This is a genomic window from Halovivax asiaticus JCM 14624, from assembly GCF_000337515.1.
Taxonomy (GTDB): domain Archaea; phylum Halobacteriota; class Halobacteria; order Halobacteriales; family Natrialbaceae; genus Halovivax; species Halovivax asiaticus.
The window spans coordinates 132,029-153,940 of sequence record NZ_AOIQ01000006.1 but is presented as its reverse complement, the minus strand read 5'-3'; the positions used below and the strand labels follow the sequence as shown (position 1 = coordinate 153,940).

General features: G+C 62.5%; 19 protein-coding genes. 12 read left to right on the top strand and 7 right to left on the bottom strand.

Translation table 11 applies throughout. The features are described 5' to 3' along the window. Positions 1-109 precede the first annotated feature (109 nt). The 3 genes from dph2 (at position 110) to C479_RS01815 (ending at position 3,749) form a co-directional block, all read left to right on the top strand. Positions 110-1,174: a diphthamide biosynthesis enzyme Dph2 gene (gene dph2, locus C479_RS01825; protein ID WP_007696964.1), complete on the top strand. Its 1,065-nt coding sequence runs from the start codon at positions 110-112 to the stop codon at positions 1,172-1,174. 92 nt (positions 1,175-1,266) lie between these two features. Then, on the top strand, positions 1,267-2,100 hold the full coding sequence (locus C479_RS01820; protein WP_007696961.1) for an MBL fold metallo-hydrolase: 834 nt from the start codon (positions 1,267-1,269) through the stop codon (positions 2,098-2,100). Between the two features lie 143 nt (positions 2,101-2,243). Then, entirely contained in the window at positions 2,244-3,749 is a 1,506-nt protein-coding gene (locus C479_RS01815) for a hypothetical protein (RefSeq protein WP_007696950.1), read from the top strand. Positions 3,750-4,422: 673 nt separating this feature from the next. On the opposite strand, the gene C479_RS01810 is transcribed toward C479_RS01815, so the two are convergent. From C479_RS01810 to btuC, 4 genes are all read right to left on the bottom strand, one after another. After that, complete coding sequence (locus tag C479_RS01810; protein ID WP_007696948.1) at positions 4,423-5,436, bottom strand: tyrosine-type recombinase/integrase; 1,014 nt, start codon at positions 5,434-5,436, stop codon at positions 4,423-4,425. Next, a complete protein-coding gene (locus tag C479_RS01805) occupies positions 5,429-5,869 on the bottom strand; it encodes a DUF5805 domain-containing protein (RefSeq protein WP_007696944.1) in 441 nt (146 codons plus the stop codon). The genes C479_RS01810 and C479_RS01805 overlap by 8 nt, the downstream gene beginning before the upstream one ends. 1,134 nt (positions 5,870-7,003) lie before the next feature. Further along, positions 7,004-8,251, bottom strand: coding sequence for an ATP-binding cassette domain-containing protein (locus C479_RS01800; protein WP_007696941.1), 1,248 nt, complete (start codon positions 8,249-8,251; stop codon positions 7,004-7,006). Continuing rightward, positions 8,248-9,345 (bottom strand): vitamin B12 ABC transporter permease BtuC, encoded by a 1,098-nt coding sequence (btuC, locus tag C479_RS01795; RefSeq protein WP_007696938.1) that lies wholly within the window; start codon positions 9,343-9,345, stop codon positions 8,248-8,250. Before btuC ends, C479_RS01800 begins: the two co-directional genes overlap by 4 nt. A 171-nt stretch (positions 9,346-9,516) precedes the next feature. On the opposite strand from btuC, the gene C479_RS01790 reads away from it, so the two are divergent. The 4 genes from C479_RS01790 to C479_RS01775 all read left to right on the top strand — a co-directional run bounded on the left by C479_RS01790 (position 9,517) and on the right by C479_RS01775 (position 12,417). After that, complete coding sequence (locus tag C479_RS01790) at positions 9,517-10,551, top strand: PGF-CTERM-anchored ABC transporter substrate-binding protein (RefSeq protein WP_007696936.1); 1,035 nt, start codon at positions 9,517-9,519, stop codon at positions 10,549-10,551. A 134-nt stretch (positions 10,552-10,685) separates the two neighbouring features. Next, positions 10,686-10,967 (top strand): signal recognition particle subunit SRP19, encoded by a 282-nt coding sequence (gene srp19 / locus C479_RS01785; RefSeq protein WP_007696934.1) that lies wholly within the window; start codon positions 10,686-10,688, stop codon positions 10,965-10,967. Further along, positions 10,967-11,188, top strand: coding sequence for an H/ACA ribonucleoprotein complex subunit GAR1 (locus C479_RS01780; RefSeq protein WP_007696932.1), 222 nt, complete (start codon positions 10,967-10,969; stop codon positions 11,186-11,188). Before srp19 ends, C479_RS01780 begins: the two co-directional genes overlap by 1 nt. 143 nt (positions 11,189-11,331) lie before the next feature. Continuing rightward, positions 11,332-12,417 carry a presenilin family intramembrane aspartyl protease PSH gene (locus C479_RS01775; RefSeq protein WP_049907008.1) on the top strand — a complete coding sequence of 362 codons (1,086 nt, stop codon included), beginning with the start codon at positions 11,332-11,334 and terminating at the stop codon, positions 12,415-12,417. 124 nt (positions 12,418-12,541) lie between these two features. Here the strand turns inward: C479_RS01775 and cysS are convergent, their stop codons facing one another. Together cysS and C479_RS01765 are read right to left on the bottom strand one after the other, a co-directional pair. Next, complete coding sequence (gene cysS, locus C479_RS01770) at positions 12,542-14,029, bottom strand: cysteine--tRNA ligase (protein ID WP_007696929.1); 1,488 nt, start codon at positions 14,027-14,029, stop codon at positions 12,542-12,544. An 87-nt stretch (positions 14,030-14,116) separates the two neighbouring features. After that, complete coding sequence (locus C479_RS01765; protein WP_007696927.1) at positions 14,117-14,614, bottom strand: DUF7523 family protein; 498 nt, start codon at positions 14,612-14,614, stop codon at positions 14,117-14,119. Between the two features lie 158 nt (positions 14,615-14,772). Between C479_RS01765 and C479_RS01760 the strand changes: the two genes are divergently transcribed. The 5 genes from C479_RS01760 to gatE all read left to right on the top strand — a co-directional run bounded on the left by C479_RS01760 (position 14,773) and on the right by gatE (position 20,959). After that, positions 14,773-15,018, top strand: coding sequence for a BolA family protein (locus C479_RS01760; protein WP_007696924.1), 246 nt, complete (start codon positions 14,773-14,775; stop codon positions 15,016-15,018). 198 nt (positions 15,019-15,216) lie between these two features. Next, positions 15,217-15,678, top strand: coding sequence for a PH domain-containing protein (locus tag C479_RS01755; protein WP_007696921.1), 462 nt, complete (start codon positions 15,217-15,219; stop codon positions 15,676-15,678). Further along, on the top strand, positions 15,675-17,363 hold the full coding sequence (locus C479_RS01750) for a PH domain-containing protein (protein ID WP_007696919.1): 1,689 nt from the start codon (positions 15,675-15,677) through the stop codon (positions 17,361-17,363). Before C479_RS01755 ends, C479_RS01750 begins: the two co-directional genes overlap by 4 nt. 131 nt (positions 17,364-17,494) lie before the next feature. Next, a complete protein-coding gene (locus C479_RS01745) occupies positions 17,495-18,901 on the top strand; it encodes a class II fumarate hydratase (RefSeq protein ID WP_007696916.1) in 1,407 nt (468 codons plus the stop codon). A gap of 150 nt (positions 18,902-19,051) precedes the next feature. Continuing rightward, complete coding sequence (gene gatE, locus C479_RS01740) at positions 19,052-20,959, top strand: Glu-tRNA(Gln) amidotransferase subunit GatE (RefSeq protein ID WP_007696914.1); 1,908 nt, start codon at positions 19,052-19,054, stop codon at positions 20,957-20,959. Between the two features lie 57 nt (positions 20,960-21,016). Here the strand turns inward: gatE and C479_RS01735 are convergent, their stop codons facing one another. Then, complete coding sequence (locus C479_RS01735) at positions 21,017-21,784, bottom strand: RNA methyltransferase (protein ID WP_007696911.1); 768 nt, start codon at positions 21,782-21,784, stop codon at positions 21,017-21,019. Positions 21,785-21,912 lie beyond the last annotated feature (128 nt).

Genomic DNA, 21,912 nt, shown 5'->3' with positions numbered 1-21,912 from the left:
CGGCAGTCTGACGAGTGTCTGACTGGCGTGAAACTGGGCCTCGATTCCTCGATGAGCGCCAATCGGCCAAAACGGGCACGTTTTACGTTCGTAGTCGGTACTGAGTCCAATGAGCCAGGACTCGTCATATAGCGAGGGAGACCTGCGGAACACGGGGATGCGTCTCAAGCACGACCGGGAGTGGGACTACGAGCTCGATCGCATCGCGGAGGCCATCGAAGAGAAGGACGCAGACACCGTCGGCCTGCAGTTCCCGGAAGGGTTGAAGCGGCGGGGCCCACGCGTTGCAGACGACATCCGCGCGCTCGTCGAAGAACGTGATCTGACTGACGACGTTCGCGTACTCCTCTCCGGCCAGCCGTGTTACGGCGCGTGCGATCTCGACACCTATCTGATGAAACGATCCGACGTGTTCGTCCACTTCGGTCACTCGCCGATGAAACAGACGGAGAAGGTGATCTACGTACCGCTCTTCTCGAACGTCGACGTTCTCCCAATCATCGACGAGGCCCTCGAAGAATTGACCGATCCCACAGACGAGGAGCCGCTCGGTCTGGTGACGACGGCCCAGCACATGAACCGGTTCGACGAGATGCGATCGGCGCTCGAGGACGAGGGCTACGACATCAAAACTCGGCGGGGGGACGACCGCTTGACCCACGAGGGGCAGGTGCTCGGGTGTAACTACGCCAGCGCGGACGTCGATGCCGAACAGATCCTCTACGTCGGTGGCGGTAAGTTCCACCCGCTCGGCCTCGCGATGGAGCACCCGGACAAACGCGTCGTCATCGCCGATCCCGTCAACAACGTCGTCACCGTCGCGGATACGGAGAAGTTCATCAAGCAACGCTACGCGTCGGTGCACAAGGCGATGGACGCACAGAAGTGGGGCGTCATCTTCTGTACGAAGATCGGCCAGGGTCGCTGGGACGAGGCCGAACGGATTCTCGACGATAACGACGATGCCTACCTCATTACGATGGACGAAGTGACACCGGATCGGCTCCGCAACTTCGACATGGACGCCTTCGTCAACACCGGCTGCCCACGCATCACGACCGACGACGGGCCTCGATTCCACAAGCCGATGCTCACCCCGGGCGAGTACGACGCTGCCGTTGGTAACAAACGCCTCTCAGAGATCGGGTTCGACACGTTCCACGACACCTGGTAGATCGGCCACTGCTAGCCGGTTTCTGTTTTTTGCTCCCGGGCTCTCACACGGAGTCACAACCTTTACCCCCGTTTTTCGCGCACGTCGATGTAATGACCGAGAGTGACTGGGGCGACTGGCTCGTCAGGGAGATCGAATCGACCGAACCGGATGACCTTTCCCTGTGGTATCTGGGCTGCAACGGGTTCGTTGTGAAAGGCGCCGACGGGACCACCATCGCTATCGATCCGTACGTCGGTCTCGGTGACCCACCCAGAACGGTTCGAATGATCCCCGTGCCGTTCGATCCGGCCGATTTTCGGGAGATGGACGCGATCCTGGCCACACACGAACACACCGACCACGTCCACGGACCGTCGCAGGCCCCGATCATGGCCGAAACCGGATCGACGTTCTACGGCCCGGACGCGAGCGTCGACGTCGCGCTCTCGGACGAATCGTGGCCGGACGAGTGGGACGTGTCGTCCAATCAGTTCGAAACGGTGTCTCCCGGCCACTCGTTCGACGTGGGTTCGATCTCGGTGACCGTCGAAGCGGTCAACGATCCGGATGCCGATGCACCGGTGGGGTTCGTCATCGAGTCGGGTGGTACGACCGTGTTTCACGCCGGTGACTCGCGGCCGGCAGACTCGTTCGAACGAATCGGGGAGTCGTCCGATATCGACCTCGGTATCCTCGCGTTCGGTTCGGTCGGGATGATCCCCGACAAGCAGACCCGGGAACCGAAGCGAACGCGCTGGTACAACGACGAGAACCAGATCGTTCGTGCCGCCAGTGCACTCCAGGTGGATTCGCTCCTCCCCACTCACTGGGATATGTGGCGCGGACTCACAGCTGATCCGACGGCCCTTACGCACCACATCGGTTCGTTCGAGTATCCACGCAGGCTCGAACTGGTCCGGATTGGCGACCGGGTCGATCTATAATCGATCACGACAGCCAACGTGCGTCTTGACATTAGTGAACGCGCGTCCACGACCGATCACAGACGAGACGAACTCACTTAGTGCGATCCGAGTCCTCCAATCGCCCGCTTCCTTTATGGTCGTCCTCCTGTAATCGTCTCACAATGAGTTCGAGTGTGGACACTGGGGATGTCGTGACTGTCAGTTCGGACGACGTCTCAGTGACGAAACGGTACGCACCCGATGAGTTTCCCGTCCCGGCTATCCGATTCGAGATCGATTCATCTCACGACGAATCCGTCACCGTCAGACTGAGTGAATCGATTCCCGAATCGTTTCCGATGGACGCCGTCGGGTTTCATCCGGAGTATCACAGCGAACAGTGGACCGCCTATCAGGATCACCGTGTCGAGTTCACTGGGACCGTCGAGCCTGATTCAGCGCTCGTCACCGTCTACGGCATCCGTCTCGACGACGACTTCGAACCGGGCGCATTCCTCACGGAGCCGTCGATTTCGGTCGACACGAGTGCAGGTGTGACAGAATCGACGGCTTCGGATGTCTCTGACTCCGTCGACGAGGTCGTCTCCACGGACGGCACGAACGCCGTGAAGGATCTTCTCTCCGGTGACAGCGATTCGGTCCCAGGACTGGACGATGACGCGCAGTCTGACGCGACTGACAAATCTGCGAGTGAAGCCGATGAATCGTCTATCGAACTCGACATCGATGCTGCTGCGGAACGCGTCGCAGACGACACGCCGAGTGATGCGGATACCGACGAGTCTGCCGACGTGGAGCCGGTTGACTCGATCGAGTCGAAAGATACCGGAGAATCCGACTTGTTCACAGATGTATCGGACGACTCGTCCGATGAGGCTGCACCGGCCGAAATCGACGCTGCCGATAGTGAGGCCTCTCGGGCGACCACGACCGAGGCGGATTCCCCAGCGACTAGCCAGGCTGCTTCTCCCGACGAATCGGGGCGGTCGAACGATCAGACCGAAACGGATAGCGTCCACGCCGGGGACACTAATCCATCCGACGAATCGCTCGCCTCAACGCTTGCGTCGGAGATTCGGTCCGGCTCCGCCGATGAAACCGACCTCGAAACCATCGAGGATGCGCTTCAATCCTCGGAAGCGTCCGGTCCCACCGAGGCGAAACTGTCCCATCTCCAGCAACGCGTCGAGTCGGTCGCCGCGTACACGGGCGCGCTCGAAGAATTCCTCGAATCGGAGGGTACCGGCGCGCAACTGATCGAAGAACTCCAGTCAGAACTTGACGCGTTGCACACGGAGATGGCGTCGATCGAGGAGACGGTCGAGGACAACAGTACCGCGATCGATGACCTCTCGTCCACGACGTCGTCGATGAACGAGTCGCTCGACACACTCACCTCGGACGTCGACGCCGTCGAAGACGATCTCTCGTCGGTTACGTCCGCCGTCGATGCGAACGAGTCGTCGATCGAATCCCTCGAAGGCGAACTGACGGACGTCGAATCGTCGGTTGCCGACCTCGACGAACGTTCTGCGGAACTCGAGTCGGACGTTGAAGACGTTTCGAACAGCGTCGAATCCCTGTCGACGGAACTGGACGAGGTATCGGACGACGTCGTCGACATTCTGGAGTGGCGTGAACAGCTTGGATCGATGTTCTCTGAATAACGGCTTCGTCTGGCGTTCGAGCAACTAACCGTTCTGTTCTCTTTCGTTCGAATATCACGCGTTCACGTTTCGAGTGACCTCATCGGTTGAGGCGAGCTGATGTGCTGACTGACTCTCAGTTTTCGTGACAACGTCACATCTCGTTCTCCCCGTATCGATCTGTACGAGTCGCCGCTTCGACTGTCCACTTGATCCACACACGACCCAAATCTAGTTAGAATGTTGTCGCTATCTACCCGTTCACCGAGGGGTCGTTCTATATAGCTACATGCGATTTACGGGTCTGCGTTCGAACAAGGGGAAATGATGGTATTGTTACTCTATTTTGGGTTCAACTCCTCGTTGAAGGGCCAAATTCAGGGTATCGATCGACACGCTGGTGGGACTGTCTCGCCGTCAGGATTGCTGGCCGCGCAAAACTGCCAGATCAACTATCACGGATGATAGCGGCTGTTCTGCCGTTCGCCGTCGATACGTACGGCTAAGCGTCGCAGGATACACTCCCCTGGACGGGACAATGCCAAGTTCCGGCTCGACAGTGCTACTAGCGAACTCCTCCGTTGCTACGGTGTTGAGGCCCAATTTCGACGCTGTCCGATAATCGACGGGTACGACCTCAGCGACACAACGAATCGGACGCTGCTTGGAGGGGTATCGACCTCCCTTGGGCCCGTTACTCGGGATGGATCGAGTAGATGTTCGAGAGGTAGGTCGTGCGAACTCGATCGCCCCAGTTGTGGGTGTACGTATCGATGATGTCGTCGGCAACGTCGCCGCGGAGGTACTTCACGATCCCCCGATCGCCCGTTCGGTCACGCATGTGGGTGGTGAAAAAGTGCCGGAAGTAGTGCGGCGTGACGTTCTCGCGGGCGCCACCACCCGTCCGATACCAGCCCTCGCGCCTGGTTCGGTCGGTGACGATGTGGTGGACGTGATCGGGTGTAAGTCGTTTCCCCCAGCGGTCTTCGGTACTCACGAACACGGGTTCGACGGGTTCGACGGTGTCGGGTCGTATCGCTAGCCACCGCCGGAGTTCGATTTCGAGTTCGTCGTCGATGGGGACGATCGTCTCGCGCTTTCGTTTGTTCGACGCCGTACGCATGGTGCCGCCGCTTTGCTCTCCGTAGGTGTGATCGGGTGAAACGTACAGAGAACCCTCTTGGCCCTCGATCTGTGGCCGGGGTGTCCAGTACTGGTCACCGGCGAGGTTCACGTCGCGAAGATCGAGATTGCAGAGCTCTCCCGATCGCAGGCCCGTCTTCAGGAGTGTCGAGACGATCGTTCGATGGAGCGGGTGGGCAATCTGCGAGACGAATAGTTGCATCTCCGAGATCGAGATATCACGTCGTGCCGGGCTGGTCTCGATCGATTCGTCCATCTCCTCGACGACAAGCGCCATCGGATTCTCGTCGTGACGGCCGACGCGCTCCAGGTAGGAGTAAAACCGGTTCAGGTAGGAGGCATACGTGGCGATGGTGCTCTCTGCGTGCTTCGTCCGAATATCGTGTACCCAGGCCATACAGTCTCTGTACGTCGCGTTCGTAGGGGACGTCCGTCGTTCTTCGTCGAGAAACTGTTCGTATTCACCGAGAACGCGTTCGTACGCTTCGTGGGTTCTGACGTTGCGTCCGTGGTGCGTGACGTCCTCGAGGAAGTACTCGATCGGGTCGGCCATCGTCTCACTCATCGTCGATCAGTTTGTACCCGCCACTTCGTCCACTGTGGACGACTTCTCCGTTGGCCTGTAGCGTCTGCAGCGCCTCGTCGAGTTCTGACTCGACGTCGTCGACGAGTGCGTCCACGAGCTCGTCCCACTCGAGTGCCCCACGTCGGTCGAGAACCGTCCGAATTCGGCCCGGGAAATCGGCCGCCCGGGTGGTGTCTTCGCTCGTATTACCGGATCGTTCGTCGGGTCTACCCGAAGCATCGGATCGTCCATCGGATACCGCACGCTCACCTGACACACCACCTGGAACATCAATTTCGGCCCGTCCTGCCTGAACCATCGTCCTGACGAACTCGCTCTGGGTCATGTCGAGTTCCTCAGCGTGTGCGACCCAGGTCTGCTTCTGGTGGCGTGGCACGTACGTCTTCACCGCCACCCGATCGTCAGTGCTCATGGAACGTCCAACGAACGCGACTGTCTTCAATCTATCCCATATTTCCAAATAAAGGCCCTTATTTTGGTATCTAGTTCTTCTCTTCGCCGCCATGGGACAGTATATTTGGACTTGTAGGTCTACGCCTGATGGGGTCTGGTGCTTTTTGCCCGAATAAGCATTTAGGTGTCTTCTATTACTCCACCAACGATGGTGTTTCGGTGGTACTTCGCTCTCAGTAGCCACTCATTCTGGAGGGGTGTCCTCGGCCCGCAACCCCTAGGGTCGAGGTGACGAAAACACCGTTGCAAGTGTCCGAATATATTCGTCTTCACTGGGCTCGGTGAGTTTGTGCCCCATTCAGTACGAGGCGACGACCGACCCGAACTCGACATGTTGAGTCGATATGACATCGTCCGTCATCCGATACTGTGAACTATTGCGTTGGCCTCATCTGGATGTTGGTGAGCCCCTTCGAGTCTGGGTAGCGGGTTGGTCAGCGGAGACTGACTCGCCTCCAACTGCCATCGAATTATCGGATGGTGTTATCGTGTCGTAGGGTGAGCAATTGATCCGACGTACTCTACCACATGGCGTCTCGGTCACATCTGATCTCCTGTAGCGATTTTAGCTACTACTGTGAGTACCCAGGCCGCCAGAATCAGTGTGAAGGCCTGGCCCTCCCGACTCCCGCTGCTCGTTCGCGGGTTCGGCGCTCACGTCGACGTGGCACGGAGCGCCGCACGCTCGCTGTTGTTCGTGGTTACTCACTTCAGTCCTTCTTTCGATTCTAGCGTCGCCTGGTCTCGTCGAGAGTGCCAATCTCTTTTTCCTACGTCCCTCTGTGTGGGCTGCCTTTGCTTCGCTGAACAGCATCCTCTTGGCTGTGAAGAACTCATTTGGCCTCGTTGACTCTGTCGGGTAGTGGCCGTCGATATCCTGATTCCCTCGAGCAATATTGCCTCTGGAGGTGACTGGTTATCGATTCGCGATACGCGGTACTGAGGCCTGTTTTCCAAAGATTGCCGTTCAATCTATCATTCTGATGCAATTTGTCGCTGTCGACTGCCCGACTTTTAAACTATATATCGCTATACAATATGGGGGTGTCTGAATCTTCCTCGAAAAGTTGGATATCCAACCACTATGGTGGTGTTATGAGGAGGGAGAGACGGTTGCAGTGTCGCTCGTCGAATCGACCGAGAGCGCGGTGAGGGCATCGAGAACGGTATCTGAAGTCCCATCGTCGGTGAGTACGACGTCGTGCATCGCTTCTCGAGTCGTGGATTTTGACTGATCTTCTTCGATGACGGCGGCCGTCGGCAGTGTACGTAGCTGGCCGGACACAGCTTCAATCGGGATCGCGGCTGTTTCCTCCACGAGGACGGCTGCGTCTGCGGCTTCGATCGACGACCGGAGTGTGTGACGGTGTTGGGCGTCGAGAGTGCTGAACGCCGGAGCCTGTTGAACGGACATATCGAGGTCCGATGCTGTCACGGCAGCGATATCGCCCGGCGGAACCGGGCCGAGCGAGAGTTCGGCGTCCGTCGTCGACAGGATCGTCAGCAGTCGAGCGGTGCGCGGCCCAGTGCCCAGGACGTGGATTCGGTCGGGTAACGAGGACGGTTCGTCGGGTCGTTCGATGGCGGTTACCGACGGCGTCCCGGTTACGGGATTCCGCGTTACCACGTTGGGGATCTCGAACGCACGTTCGACGGCGGTCGTCTCGATCACCTGTGCTGGCGATCCGCGATCGACAATCGACCCATCGGCGAGCAGGCACAGTTCGTCACAGAAGCGAGCTGCAAGGTCGAGATCGTGGATCGCAGCGACGACTGTCTTTCCGCCTGCGGTGAGATCAGCCACGAGCGAGAGCAGTTCGACCTGGTGGTTGATGTCCAGGCTGGCGGTCGGTTCGTCCAGCAAGATGACGGGTGTATTCTGTGCCAGCGCCCGGGCGACGACGACGCGCTGGCGTTCCCCACCACTCAGCTCGTCGATCGATCTATCGGCAAATTGTGTCGTATTCGTTCGGGAGAGTGCATCATCGACGCGCTGGCGGTCGCGTTCGTCGGGCGGGGAAAATTTCGACCGATACGGGGTACGGCCCATTTCGACGAAGTGTCTGACGCTAAAGGAGAACGCTGGCGCCGTGTCCTGTGCGACGACGGAGACGAGTCGGCTCTGTGCTCGCGACCCGAGCGTCGAGATCGGTTTCCCATCGATCGATATCTGGCCCGCGTCCGGGGAGAGTGCGCCGCTGATCGATCGCAGGAGTGTCGACTTACCGGCGCCGTTCGGCCCGACGAGCCCGACGAATTTCCCCTCCTGAATGGTTATCGAGAGGGACTCCAACACGGATGTCTGGCCGAACGAGACGTTGAGAGAGTCGACGTCGATCATAGCGCGTGTACCTCCTTGCGAGCGAGCAAGAACAGGAAGAACGGCGCTCCCACCGCGGCCGTCACGATACCGACCGGGACCTCGACCGGTCCGGACCGAGCGATGGTGTCCGTCAGGACGAGGAAGGAGGCACCGGCAAGTGCACTCGTGGGCAACAGGATGCGGTGGTCGGGGCCGACGACGAGTCGCATCATGTGCGGGACGACCAGTCCGACGAACCCGATGATACCCGCGACGGCGACGCCGGCCGCGGTGACGACACTCGAGACGAGTAACAACAGGAGTTTGGTCCGCTCGACATCGATGCCGAGGTGGTGGGCGTCCTCCTCGCCGAGAAGAAGAACGTTTAGTTCGCGCGTGTACGCGAGCAGCACGGTCACCCCGACGATCACGAACGGCAGCGTGAATTCCACGTCACCCCACGTCGAGTCCCTGAGTCGCCCCATCATCCAGTAGACTGCCGCGCGGAGGCTATCGCCGCTGTGGACTAGGAGGTACGAAATGACGGCCCCGAGAAACGTCTGGACGGCGACGCCGGCGAGTAGCAGCGTCGCGACCGGTGTTCGGCCGCCGTCAGTTGCGATCGCGTAGACGAGCCCGGCCGTGGCGAGTGCACCGACGAACGCGGCCAGGTGGAGCTCTGCAAAGGGAAAGAAGGCGGGGAAGGCGAGCATCGCGACGGCACCGACGGCCGCTCCGGACGAGACGCCGATGATCGACGGGTCTGCGAGCGGGTTCCGAAAGAATCCTTGCATGACGGTTCCCGCGGCTGCGAGGCCCGTACCGACCGTCGCCGCGAGCGCGATTCGCGGCAGGCGCAGATCGACGACGATCGATTCGTGCGGCCCGTGGACGTCGAATCCAAACAGCGGTGTGTACGAGACCGACGGGGTCGGAATCGTCCACTCGACGAACGGGAGCGTCGCTGGCGTCGTGTGGATGTCGGTTGGGATCGAAAGCGAGTTCAGTATCGATTTCGCGACGATGACAGGATCGATCCCGACGGGTCCGATGGCAGCACTAACGACGATGCTTCCGACGAGCACCATCACCAGCGCGGTCGACCACCCGAGCACCCGCCGACGAAGTTCCATCGAACGCAAGTACGATTGCTTTAGATAAGTATTTATTGAGTTGGTCGTGAGTGGCGAGTGATGCGAAACCGATTCGTCACAATCGTTGCACTGTTCGTGGTCGTCGCCATGGTAGCGCCAGGAGCGGTGGCCGCCGGAATGGGGCCGTCGGACGGAATAGGGGTCAGTGAAATGACACAGTTGCCAGCGGGGACAAACTACCAGGTCGATGACGGTAACTGTACGTATCCACAGACTGTCACTGATTCGACTGGGACCGAAATCGAACTCAGCGCCGAGCCCGAATCGGTCGTGGCCGTCCAGCCGAGTGATGCCCAACTCGTGACCGAGATCGGCGCGACCGAGAAACTCGTCGGCATGCCGGTCGGACAGTACACGGCATCGCTGAACGTTTCGGAATCTGTCACTGACATTTCCATGGATGACGGAGCCTCGCCCGTCGCCGAGAAAGTGATCGATCTCGACGCGGACGTGGTCATCGCCGCGAACACGGTCATGTCCTACCACGAAGGGTTCGTCGAAAATCTTCGTAATGCAGGCCAGACCGTGTACGTGTACGATGCCGCAGGGTCGTTGGACGATGTCCGTTCTAACGTACAGTTGGCCGGGATGCTGACTGGTGAATGCGAGGGTGCAGCGCAGACGATCACGTCGATGAACGAGTCGCTCGATCGGATCGACGAGGTCACGGCCGGTGAGGACCAGCCACTGGCATACTACGTCATGGGTCCAAACACTGACATTACTGCTGGTGCCGGGACGTTCCAGCACGAGATCATGGTCCGTGGCGGCGTCGAAAACGTCGCCGAGCGAGCAGGCAACACCGGGTGGGCAGCCCTAAGCGAAGAAGTCATCGTCGCAGAGGACCCTGAGTGGATCATCTACGGAGATTCGTACGATTCGCCGCCCGTCACGGAGGCAATCAAGTCGACGACTGCCTGGGAGGAAGAGCAGTTCGTCGAAGTGGATAGCAACGCGATGAGTCAACCTGGTCCGCACGTGATCACGGCGATCGAACAGATCGCTTCGACGGTTCACGCCGACGCCTACGCGGAGGTGACGAACGAATCGTCGACCAACGAATCCGCGGATGAGGATTCGCCTGACGAGTCCGACGACGATGCGGCAGTCATTCCTGGCTTCGGCCCCGTCGTCGCGCTCGTCGCGCTCCTGTCGGTCGCTGCGCTCGCCGTTCGTCGCCAATGATCGGACCCGAGTGACCGACTCGATGGTGGGTAGTCGACGCCGCCATCGAGTGCGCAGTGCAAGGTGTATTTTGACAGCTGATGTTCCGATCGGATTTGCGAAGGATTTACCCCCTCCATCCCCCAGCCACGAGTATGGTCGAGAACGTCATCTGGCCCGCCTATCTCGATGCGGAGCGGACCCGGCGCGAAGGTCGTCGGGTCCCACACGAGCTGGCCGTCTCCGAGCCCACGGTCGACGAAATCGCCAAGGCCGTCCAGCAGGTTGGCTACGACGCCACCGTCGAGCGCGACAAAACCTACTCACGGGAACCGTGGCGCACTCGCGGGCGGGTCGTCGTTCGCGGGGCGGAGGATTCGACGAAGAACGATCTGGTTCAGGCCGTCGCCGCCTACGTGGGGGCAATGCGAAGCTGATGCGTCGCGCTGGCTCCGTGGTCGAGGTGGCGCAGGGATTGCTCGTCTGTCGAGCAACTGATGACATCGACATCGGCACTCCAGTACTCGACGATTCGCTCACCAGTGTCGGTCGGGTGGTCGACGTCTTCGGGCCCGTCGCCGAGCCCTACTTCGCCGTGACGCCGTCCTCGTCCGTCCATCCTCCGACACTCGTCGGGGAGCGCATCTACGTCAAGTGAATCACGCGTTGGGAAGAGATGATCTGGGTTCGGCCGGTTCACTTGCCGCTCACTGTTGCAACCTGTACTGAGCCACTCGACCGGGGTAGGTGGCGCTCCATCGAACACAACACAGATACCGGCCCCGTCCAAAGAGGGGCCAAATGAACGACCGCGCTCGAGTGGTGCTGTCGGCAGCTGGCGTCGTTGGGATCTTTCTCGGCGTGCAGTTCGGCGCACTGGCACTCGTCGAACCGTTCCAGACGACCCACGGGCCTGCCGTCGAGAATCCGCAGGACCCGGCGAACTCCGGCGTCTTCTTCGGTGTCATCCTCGTCGCGACGGCGATCATGCTCGCGGCTTTCCGGTACGACGGCGATCGGTTCATCCGCTGGCTCATCGTCGGCGTGAGCGTGATGCTCTCGTGGTACGTCTTCGTCGTCCTGATCCCGCCAGCCGTCACGGTAAACGGTCTCAACGTCCTCGCAGTGCTCGCGTCGGTGGGTATCGGCGTCGGCTTGCTCGCCTACCCGGAATGGTACATCATCGACGCTGCCGGGGTGGTGATGGCCGCCGGTGCGGCGGCACTCTTCGGGATCAGTTTCGGCCTCTTTCCGGCCATCCTCTTTCTGTCCGTCCTCGCGATCTACGACGCGATCAGCGTCTACCGGACCGAGCACATGCTCTCGCTGGCCGATGGCGTCCTCGATCTGAAGATTCCGGTCGTTTTTGTCGTACCCGCGACGGTTGGCTACTCCTACATCGACGACGATGGTGGTCGGCCCGATGCATCGGTCGACGATGATGACCGCCCGGAAGTGTCAGAAGGCGATAGTGTACCTTCGGATGCATCAACCATGGATTCGGTGTCGAGCGACGGGGAAGAGACCACGAATCTGGCGACGGACGGCACCGGGAGCGAGTCGAACCCGACCTCTGCGGAGTCCGACGGACTGGACCGGGACGCGCTGTTCATCGGGCTCGGTGACGCCGTCATCCCGACGATCCTCGTCGCCAGCAGCGTCACGTTCCTCGACGCGCCACAGTTCGCTATTCCGTTCGTCTCCCTCACGCTCCCCGCGCTCGGTGCGATCGCCGGGACGACCGCGGGGCTCGTGATCTTGCTCTGGATGGTCGTGAAGGGGCGGGCCCACGCGGGGCTTCCGCTGTTGAACGGTGGGGCGATCGGCGGATACCTCCTCGGTGCGGTGGCGACCGGCGCGTCGCTCTGGAGCGCCCTTGGACTCTGATCGACGATCCGAACGCTCCGTCGGACGCTCCTCGATTTTTGCGACCCGGTGATTCGTCGAGCAATCGACCCAGGAGCTGGTGGTGTTGCTATCACCAGCCGGTGTCGATCCAAAACGGCGTTGCTCAGGGAAGGCGGAACGTCGGCCCGTCGTCGCTGTCCTGGACGTCCACACCGAGCGCCTGGAGTTCGTCCCGGAGTTCGTCCGCGCGTTCGTAGTTCCCGGCCTCGCGCTCACGCTCGCGGATGGAGAGCAGGAACTCGACCAGTTCGCCAGCCAGGGAGACGTCGCCCGTAGTCTCGCCGTCGAACGAGAGGCCGAGGATCGCGCCGTAGCGTTCCATCGCGTCGACGCCACGCCTGAGTCCCTCGTAATCGTAGTCGTCGGTCGCCTCGCGGTGACTGTTGAGTGCGCGTGCGAGATCGAGGAGGGCAGTCTGGGCCTCACGCGTGTTGAAGTCGTCGTTCATGGCCGATTCGAACGCCGTGATGGCGGTGTCGACCGAGTCGCGAAGCGCCCGGTCGGTTTCCTTGGTGTGGGCGTCGGGCGAATCGAGGGCGGCCGTCGCGTCCTCGTACGCACGCTCGAGGCGGTCCCAGCGCTTTTCGGCTTCGTCGATCGCCTCCTCGCTGTAGATCTGTGAACTGTTGTACGCGCCAGCGGTGAGGAACGTCCGAACGACGTTCGTTCCCCAGCGCGATACCGCATCGGAGACGGTGACGAAGTTCCCCAGACTCGAGGACATCTTCTCGTCGTCGAGTTCGAAGAGTTCGCAGTGGAGCCAGTACCGTGCGAACTGCTGGTCCGTGGCGGCTTCGGACTGGGCGATCTCGTTTTCGTGGTGCGGGAAGACGAGGTCGCGCCCGCCGACGTGGATGTCGAGCGTCTCTCCGAGGTGGGCCATGCTCATCGCGGAACACTCGATATGCCAGCCTGGCCGGCCGTCTCCCCACGGTGAATCCCAGGTCTGGGCGGTTTCACAGGATTCGGCCGCCGGGGCGGCGCCGTCGTGGCGGTGGTCCGCGATCGCGTCGGGGTCGACCCCGTCGGCCTTCCAGAGGGCGAAGTCGGCCGGGTGTCGTTTCTCGGTCCGTTCGTCCGGCTCGCCCTGGGATTCGATGTCGTCGATCGACTGGTTCGAGAGCGCGCCGTAATCGTCGAACGCCGTCACGTCGAAGTAGACGGAGCCATTCGACTCGTAAGCGTAGCCGCGCTCGACGAGCGTCTCGACCAGGTCGATTATCTCGGGAACGTGTTCGGAGACCCGCGGATAAACGTCGGCGCGCAGCAGGTTGAGCGCGCGCATGTCCTCGATGGCCTGGCCGATGTACGTGTGCGCAACCGACGCTTCGGACGTTCCGAGGTCGTCTTCGCCGACGCGAGCGACGATCTTCTCGTTGACGTCGGTAAAGTTCTCCACGTGGGCGACGTCGTACCCCAGATGGGAGAGCCAGCGGTGCATGACGTCGACGTGGACCCACGAGCGGGCGTGCCCGAGGTGGGGCGGATCGGAGACCGTCAGCCCACAGTAGTAAAGCGTGACGTCGTCGGGATCCTGTGGCTCGAACGGTTCCGTCTCACCCGTCAACGTGTTCGTCACGTGCAGGGTCATTGCCCGGTGATACCCGCGGGTGAGTGATAAAGCGTTGGATGCACCCCGAACGCTGGTGGAACGGAATCGGCCAGCGAGTTCGACTCCCTACTCGGCGTCCGCCGGGACAGCGTCGAACGAGTTCTCGATACCTCTGAGAGCGTTGGCGCCGTCCCGTCGTGAAACGACGAACGCGGCCGTCGATCCAGCGACGAACGAGACGGCGTCCAGATCGATTCCGTCGACCCGGCAGCGGCCCATCGCGCCGGCGACCCCCGCAGCGTCGATCTCGCCGGTGGCGACGATCGCCGTTTGGTCGCCGCGTCCGGGGCCGAGTGCGATCTCACCGACCCGCAAAAGTGCCGCGTCCGGTTCTTCGACCGGTTCGATGCCACTCTCCATCGTGACGCGGACGTCTCGTGAGGCCGTCTCGTACTCCGTGAGGGCTTCCCCGTAGCGCCGCAGTGCCGTCGCGACGGCGTCGACCTCGCCGTCGACGTCCAGAAAACGCGCGGCGGCGGTATAGTTACAGATTCCCGCGCGTAGTGCGTCGACGAGGAACGGATACTCGTCGACCGCATCCCGTGTGGCTGCCGCGAGTGACATGCCGGAGTTGGGGAAGGCAGATCGCATAAAGGCCCTGATATGCGTGGACGCCGACCAAAGGTGTCCGGCAGTCAGATTCGACTACTGGCTGTCTGTCCCCCTCACGTGTACAGGACCGGACCGCGCGGCTTTTGGCGCGTCACCTGCAGTGAACGAGTATGGAACCCCAAGCCGTTCAGCAGTTGATCGAGGATGCACTCCCCAACGCCGAGGCGGACGTCCATCGGGCACGCGGGGAACACGACGACGATCACCTGGCGGCGACCGTGGTGTCGCCGGCCTTCGAGGGCGAGTCGCTCGTCGACCAACACCAGCTCGTCTACGACGCCCTCGGTGATCACATGACGACCGACATTCACGCACTCGAACTCTCGACGTACACGCCCGACGAGCACGCGGAGTAACTCCCTCTCGACGAGGGCAGGATCGATCGGATATACTCCGTTCGGTGTCGTGGTACACTACTGGCCACTGTGGCCAGTGGCTACTGTAAAATTCGTGCCAATCGTCCCCAATCGACACTGATTGAGGGTGAGACGGTCCATCCGAAAGGAAGCGGTGGTGACCGGTACGTTTACAATCTGCGTGTCCCGACTCCGTGTATGGAAACGCTCCACCCGCGCATCCGACTGGTCTGGATCGCACGGGCCGTTCTCGGGGCGGCTGTGCTCGGTTTCGTTCTTCTCGCCGTCGATTCCTGGCTTCGTTCACTGCCGATGGCCGGGCTACTCGCAGTCGTCTCGATCGCCGTCGTGCTCGGCGTCGTCCACGCGATCGTGCTCTACGGTCGCTGGGCGTTCGACCTCGAGGCCGACTCGCTGTACCTCGAACGTGGCGTTATCACGTTCGTGGAGACGGCTGTCCCGTACGTTCGAGTCCAGCACGTGGACACCCAGTTCGGTCCGATCGAACGCGCGCTCGGTCTGTCGAGCGTGGTCGTCTACACCGCCGGCTCGCGCAACGCCGACGTTCGTATCCCGGGACTGACGCCCGATCGGGCCCGGGAGCTGCAGGACACGCTGCGCGAACTCGCCGTCGAAAGTGAGGCCGCAGACGCCGTATGAACACGAACCGTCTCCACCCCTTGAGCGCCGTCACGACCGCCCTTCAGCGCGGGTTCGTCGGGGGTTCGATGCTGTTCTTCTTGGTCTCGATCTCCTCTGGGTTCGTCGCTGCCGTCGACATCAGCTGGGCGTTCGTTCTTTCGGCACTCGGCTTTCTCGTCGGTGCCGCCTATGGCGTCGCCTACTACTACCGATTCGAGTACGAACTGACAGACGACACGTTCGACATCGCGTCCGGCGTTCTCTCCCGCCGGGATCGCGAAATCCCGCTCGGCCGGGTCCAGAACGTCGACATCAGACAGGGGGTCGTCTCCCGGATCCTCGGCATCGCCGTCGTCACGATCGAGACTGCGGGCGGCGGGGCGAGCGAAGCGACGCTCGATTTTGTCGACGACGGCGAAGCCGACCGTCTCCAGCGCGAGATTCGTCGACTGACGATGTCGTCCGATCGAGCCGCTCGCAGGCGGCGAGAGGAGAGACGAACGGCTGGTGAGCGATCCAGTGACGAATCGGCGGGCGACCGTCTCGGTGAGGCATCGACGGACGGGGAACACCCCGATATCGACGGAGCCAGTGCTCGACACTCGTCGGAGATGGCGGCTGATACTGACGCAACTGGAGCTGGCACAGCGACCGAGTCCGCCGGCTCGCCGGGACGGCCAAAACAGCTGTTCGAACTCGAGATGCGCGAGTTGCTTCTGTACTCGTTCGCGTCCTTTCGTCCTGCTGCGGTGGCGGCACTCGGTTTTCTCACCCTCTTCGGGACCGACTTCATCGTCGACTACCTGCTCGCGGTGACCGACAGCGTAACCCAGCAGGCCCCTTCCGACGTAGCCGGTTCGTCGCGTGGCGTCCTCCTGGGGACCATCTCCGTGCTCCACGCCGTCGTCGTGACCTACGCGTTGAGTATCGCGTACACGTTCGCCTCGTACTACGGCTTTCGCCTTGGCAGGGCCGGAAACGATCTCGTCTACGAGCGTGGCCTCCTGCAACGCTACAGCGGGAGCATTCCGCTCGGGAAGGTCCAGTCCGTGACGATTACGGACAACCCGATCCAGCGCCTGCTCGGCTACGCCGGACTGGTGGTCGAAACGGCCGGATACGGGCCCGATAGCGACAGTGGAAGTCAGTCCGCCGTTCCGTTCGCGAAACGACCCCGGGCACACGGGTTCGCCGAACGCCTCACCAGTGTCGAACCACCGACGTTCAATCGTCCGACGAGAGTCGCCAGACGTCGGTATCTCGTCAGGTACTCGCTCGTCGCGACGGTGGTCGTCGGTGCGCTCTACGGACTAGCTCTCGTGACGCCGTTCGACGCCTGGTACATCGGGCTGGTGACCTATCTGGCCGTGCCGCCGGCGGCACATCTCAGGTGGGCGAACCTCGGATACGCCGTCGGCGACGAGCACCTGATCGTCCGCGAGGGGTTCTGGTCGCGCAAGACGACGGTGATTCCGTACTACCGGATCCAGACAATTTCGACGCGACGATCGATCTTTCAGCGTCGGCTGGAACTCGCCTCGGTCGTCGTCGACACGGCGAGTTCCCGGACGTTCGCCTGGTCGAACCCGACGATCTACGACGTTGACCTGCCGATCGCTCGCGACGTCACCGACACGGGCCGAGACAGACTGCAGGCGTCGCTAGCCCGTGACGACGCGTCGCTGTCGAGCGACTTCCTCTAATCCTTCGTGCGGGTTGATCGGACTGATGCCCGCGGGTGACGCTGTACTAGCGTCGTTCAACCGTCGGCCCCGGAGATACGCTTGCGGCGGGTTTCGGTGACTTTTACCCCGCGCACGGACAACGCCGCGGTATGGCAGACGAGTTCCGAACGGAGGCGGACAGTCTCGGCGAGATGCAGGTACCGGCCGACGCCTACTGGGGCGCCCAGACCCAGCGGGCCGTGGAGAACTTCCCCATCTCGGGGATCCGGTTCGGCCGCCGCTTCGTCCGTGCACTCGGCGTGGTGAAGAAGGCGGCGGCCCAGGCCAACCGTGATCTGGACCTGATCGAGGCGGACGTCGCGGAAGCCATCGTCGAGGCCGCTGACGAGGTCATCGCCGGCGAACACGACGATCAGTTCCCCGTCGATATCTTCCAGACGGGATCGGGAACCTCGTCGAACATGAACGCAAACGAGGTCATCGCTAACCGCGCGGCCGAGCTCATGGGCGCCGAGATCGGCGATCGGGTCGTCCATCCGAACGACCACGTCAACTACGGGCAGTCCTCGAACGACGTCATCCCGACCGCGATGCACGTCGCCGCCCTCGAGGCCGTCGAGAAGGACGTCATCCCGGCGCTCGACCAGCTTCGCGAGGCCTTGGAGTCGAAGGCCGAAGAGTTCGACGACGTCGTCAAGACCGGGCGCACGCACCTCCAGGACGCGACGCCGGTGACGCTCGGACAGGAGTTCGGCGGCTACCGTACGCAGGTCGAGAAGGGACTCGGGCGCGTCGACAATGTCCGCGATCACCTCTCGGAACTCGCCCTCGGCGGTACCGCCACCGGGACGGGCCTGAATACCCATCCGGACTTCCCGGGTCGCGCCGCCGAGTACATCACGAAGGAGACCGGCGTCCAGTTCCGCGAGGCGGACAACCACTTCGAGGCGCAGGCGGCCCACGACGCGATGAGCGAGGCCCACGGGGCGCTGCGCGTCGTCGCCGGTTCGCTCAACAAGATCGCCAACGACCTCCGCCTACTCGCGTCGGGGCCCCGCAACGGCCTCGGCGAGATCGAGCAACCCGAGAACCAGCCCGGCTCCTCGATCATGCCCGGTAAGATCAACCCGGTCGTCGCCGAGGCGGTCAACCAGGTCCACAAGCAGGTCGTCGGCAACGACGCCGCCGTCTCCGCCGGCGCCGCCGAGGGACAGATCGACCTCAACCTCTACAAACCCGTCCTCGCCCACAACTTCCTGCAGTCGGCGGAACTCATCTCGAACGCCAGCCAGGTGTTCGCCGACCGATTCGTCAGCAAGCTGGAAGCGAACGAGGAGTATTGCGCCGAACGCGTCGAGGAGTCGATGGCGATGGCCACCTCGCTCAACGTCCACATCGGCTACGACAAAGCCAGCGAGGTCGCCAAAACGGCGCTCAAGGAGGACAAGACGGTCCGCGAGGTCGTTCTCGAGAAGGGCTACCTCGACGAGGACGAGGCCGACGAGGTGCTCGACCCGCGGAAGATGGCCGAGCGCGGGATTTTGGGCCAAGATTAACGCCTTGGTGCTGACGGCAGTCGGTCGGGAACCGACCTCGTCCATCGAGCGAGCGTCGAAACGGCAATCCCTCACGGGTGCCGAACCCGCATCTCACACGGGCGCGGAAACTGAACGGTTTTTTACCCCGGCGGCACCCATTCTCGCCTAATGGACGCAGACGACTACGCAGATCTCGGTCTGGTCGCTGGTCTCGAGATCCACCAGCAGCTGGACACCGACTCGAAGCTGTTCTGTTCGTGCCCGACGGCGCTTCGTGAGCCCGAGGAGGCGACGCGCACGTTCACCCGCTATCTCCACCCGACGCGCAGCGAACTCGGCGAGATCGATCGGGCCGCACTGGAGGAGAGCCGGGTCGATCGGGAGTTCGAGTACCTCGCGTACGACTCGACGTGTCTCGTCGAGGAGGACGACGAACCGCCGCGCCGGCTCGACGACGAGGCGCTGGAGACGGTCCTCGAGATCGCTCAGCTACTCGACATGGATCCGGTGGATCAGGCCCACGTCATGCGCAAACTCGTCGTCGACGGATCGAACACGGCGGGCTTTCAGCGATCGGCGCTGGTCGCGACCGGGGGCGAGATCGAGACCGAAGCGGGACCGGTCGGTATCGAGGACCTGATGATAGAAGAGGAGAGCGCCCAGCGCGTCGCCGAGACGGACGACGGCGTCCGATACAGTCTCGATCGGCTGGGACTCCCACTGGTCGAGATCGGGACGAAGCCGGATCTGCGGTCACCCGAACAGACCCGCGAGGCGGCCGAACGAATCGGCATGCTGCTGCGATCGACTGGGAAGGTCAAACGCGGCCTGGGAACGATCCGCCAGGACGTCAACGTCTCCATCGAGGCGGGTGCTCGTGTCGAGATCAAGGGCGTCCAGAGTCTGGACGACATCGACGACATCGTTCGTCACGAGGCCGAGCGACAGGTCGAACTCGTCGAGATCGCGGGCGAACTCGAAGCGCGCGACGCGGCCGTCGGCGAGTCGACGGACGTCACTGCCGTCTTCGAGGACACCGACAGCGGCGTGATCGCCGGTGCCCTGAACGACGGCGGCGCCGTCTACGCGGTACGACTTGCCGGCTTCGACGGGCTCGTCGGCCGCGAGATCGCCCCCGATCGCCGACTCGGCACCGAACTGTCCGATCACGCGAAGCGCCACGGCGCGGGTGGCATCTTCCACACCGACGAGCTGCCGGCCTACGGCGTGACCGAAACCGAAGTCGCGTCACTCAGAGCGGCGGTCGACGCCGACCCGGACGACGCCGTCGCACTCGTCGCCGCAGCCCAGGACGTCGCACCGGGTGCTATCGAGGCCGCGGCCGAGCGTGCCGAAACCGCCATCTCCGGTGTCCCCGAGGAGACTCGCGGGGCGAACGAGGACGGAACGACGCGCTACCTCCGGCCCCTCCCCGGCGCCGCGCGGATGTACCCCGAGACGGACGTCCCGCCGGTCGAACCCGATCCGAGCGACGTTCCGGTCCCGGAACTGCTCACGGCGAAGGTCGAACGCTATCAGGCCGACCACGAACTCGACGCAGGTCTGGCCGAACAGGTCGCTTACGGCACGCACATGCCGCTATTCGAATCAGTCGTCGAGGACGGCGTCGAGACGGACGACGGCTCAGTGACGACGGATAGCGTCGACCCCACGCTCGCGGCGAGCACCCTCGAGTCGACGCTGACCGAACTGCGCCGTGACGACGTCGCCGTCGACGTCCTCACCGACGACCATCTCGCTGACACGCTCGCACTGGCGGACGAGGGAGAGATCCCCAATGAGGCGGTCCCGGAACTGCTCACTGCGCTCGCCGCCGACCCGGACCGAACGGCGGTCACGGCTGTCGATGCCGAGGAACTGGGCGGTGCCGACGAGGACGCGGTCAGAGAGGCCGTCGTCGAGGTCGTCGAGCGAAACGCCGACCAGGTCGAAGCGGAGGGGATGCAGGCGTTCTCCGGCCTCATGGGCGAGTGTATGGGTGCCCTTCGCGGCCAGGCCGACGGCGATCAGGTGAGCGAGATTTTGCGAGAAGAGATCGGCAAGCGCTCGTCGTAAGTTCGGCCGAGTGTAGTTTCCGCTGCGAGCCGAGTGAATGCCCCCGACGACGGTCGTTCAGTTCGTCTCGTCCGTCCGATCCGGTCTGTCTCTGGCCCGTTTGAGGATGCCCAGAAGCGTGTTCGCTTCACCTTCGGTCGGATCTGCACGACCGACGAGCCGGCGGAACATTCGGTCGGCTTTCGCCCGCTTCGGTTCTGGATGGTTGATCTCACGCAGGAGGCCTGTCCACGCGTCGAAACACCGTTCGAGTAGTGGTTCGGGGGCACGAGTTCGCTCGACATCGGGAAGCTGCGTCTCCTCCAGCGCCAGCTCCTGAAGTTCGTAGAGGGTGATGGTGGCGGCCTGGCCGAGATTGAGGACCGGATACTCGGGGTTCGCAGGGATCGCACAGATCTCGTCCATCCGGGCGAGTTCGTCGTTCGTGAGCCCGACGCCTTCGCGGCCGAAGACGACGACGGTCGGCGCGGCCACCGTCGAGAGGCGGTCAGCCAGGGCTGCCGGCGTCGTGAACGGGTACCGGACGTGTCCGCGATCGTCCTCGTTGGTGACCGCCGTGCAGCCGACGGTGTGGTACGTCTCGACGAGTTCGTCGAACGTGATCTCAGTCGCGTTCGGGAGGACGTCCTCACGGGCGTGTCCGGCGAAGCCGTATGCCTCCCCGTCCGGGTAGAGTTCTGGTGGGTCGACGAGGAGGAGGTCGCTGAAGCCGAAGTTCTTCATGCCGCGGGCGATCGTCCCGACGTTTCCGGGCGTCTGTGCGTCGACGACGGCGACGGCTGGTGGACCGGTCGGGTCGGTGTGAGCGGGCGTTTCCGTGGTCATCGTCGTTCGGGGAAGGTCGCTCGTTCGATTCCGTGATACAGGGTCATACCGGATGAAAACGGCCACGGTGGCAAAAGTGACGCGTCTGCGCCCCGTTTCCGGGTAAATCGCCGAAACCGCGACCCCTA

What these genes read in the sequence shown, in the direction of transcription:
- C479_RS01815 (WP_007696950.1), top strand. Translation starts at nt 2,244, where the DNA reads ATGAGTTCGAGTGTGGACACTGGGGATGTCGTGACTGTCAGTTCGGAC.
- C479_RS01775 (WP_049907008.1), top strand. Translation starts at nt 11,332, where the DNA reads ATGAACGACCGCGCTCGAGTGGTGCTGTCGGCAGCTGGCGTCGTTGGG.
- C479_RS01820 (WP_007696961.1), top strand. Translation starts at nt 1,267, where the DNA reads ATGACCGAGAGTGACTGGGGCGACTGGCTCGTCAGGGAGATCGAATCG.
- C479_RS01735 (WP_007696911.1), bottom strand. Translation starts at nt 21,784, where the DNA reads ATGACCACGGAAACGCCCGCTCACACCGACCCGACCGGTCCACCAGCC.
- C479_RS01800 (WP_007696941.1), bottom strand. Translation starts at nt 8,251, where the DNA reads ATGATCGACGTCGACTCTCTCAACGTCTCGTTCGGCCAGACATCCGTG.
- C479_RS01750 (WP_007696919.1), top strand. Translation starts at nt 15,675, where the DNA reads ATGAACACGAACCGTCTCCACCCCTTGAGCGCCGTCACGACCGCCCTT.
- cysS (WP_007696929.1), bottom strand. Translation starts at nt 14,029, where the DNA reads ATGACCCTGCACGTGACGAACACGTTGACGGGTGAGACGGAACCGTTC.
- dph2 (WP_007696964.1), top strand. Translation starts at nt 110, where the DNA reads ATGAGCCAGGACTCGTCATATAGCGAGGGAGACCTGCGGAACACGGGG.
- C479_RS01810 (WP_007696948.1), bottom strand. Translation starts at nt 5,436, where the DNA reads ATGAGTGAGACGATGGCCGACCCGATCGAGTACTTCCTCGAGGACGTC.
- srp19 (WP_007696934.1), top strand. Translation starts at nt 10,686, where the DNA reads ATGGTCGAGAACGTCATCTGGCCCGCCTATCTCGATGCGGAGCGGACC.
- C479_RS01780 (WP_007696932.1), top strand. Translation starts at nt 10,967, where the DNA reads ATGCGTCGCGCTGGCTCCGTGGTCGAGGTGGCGCAGGGATTGCTCGTC.
- C479_RS01790 (WP_007696936.1), top strand. Translation starts at nt 9,517, where the DNA reads ATGACACAGTTGCCAGCGGGGACAAACTACCAGGTCGATGACGGTAAC.
- C479_RS01805 (WP_007696944.1), bottom strand. Translation starts at nt 5,869, where the DNA reads ATGAGCACTGACGATCGGGTGGCGGTGAAGACGTACGTGCCACGCCAC.
- C479_RS01755 (WP_007696921.1), top strand. Translation starts at nt 15,217, where the DNA reads ATGGAAACGCTCCACCCGCGCATCCGACTGGTCTGGATCGCACGGGCC.
- gatE (WP_007696914.1), top strand. Translation starts at nt 19,052, where the DNA reads ATGGACGCAGACGACTACGCAGATCTCGGTCTGGTCGCTGGTCTCGAG.
- btuC (WP_007696938.1), bottom strand. Translation starts at nt 9,345, where the DNA reads ATGGAACTTCGTCGGCGGGTGCTCGGGTGGTCGACCGCGCTGGTGATG.
- C479_RS01760 (WP_007696924.1), top strand. Translation starts at nt 14,773, where the DNA reads ATGGAACCCCAAGCCGTTCAGCAGTTGATCGAGGATGCACTCCCCAAC.
- C479_RS01765 (WP_007696927.1), bottom strand. Translation starts at nt 14,614, where the DNA reads ATGTCACTCGCGGCAGCCACACGGGATGCGGTCGACGAGTATCCGTTC.
- C479_RS01745 (WP_007696916.1), top strand. Translation starts at nt 17,495, where the DNA reads ATGGCAGACGAGTTCCGAACGGAGGCGGACAGTCTCGGCGAGATGCAG.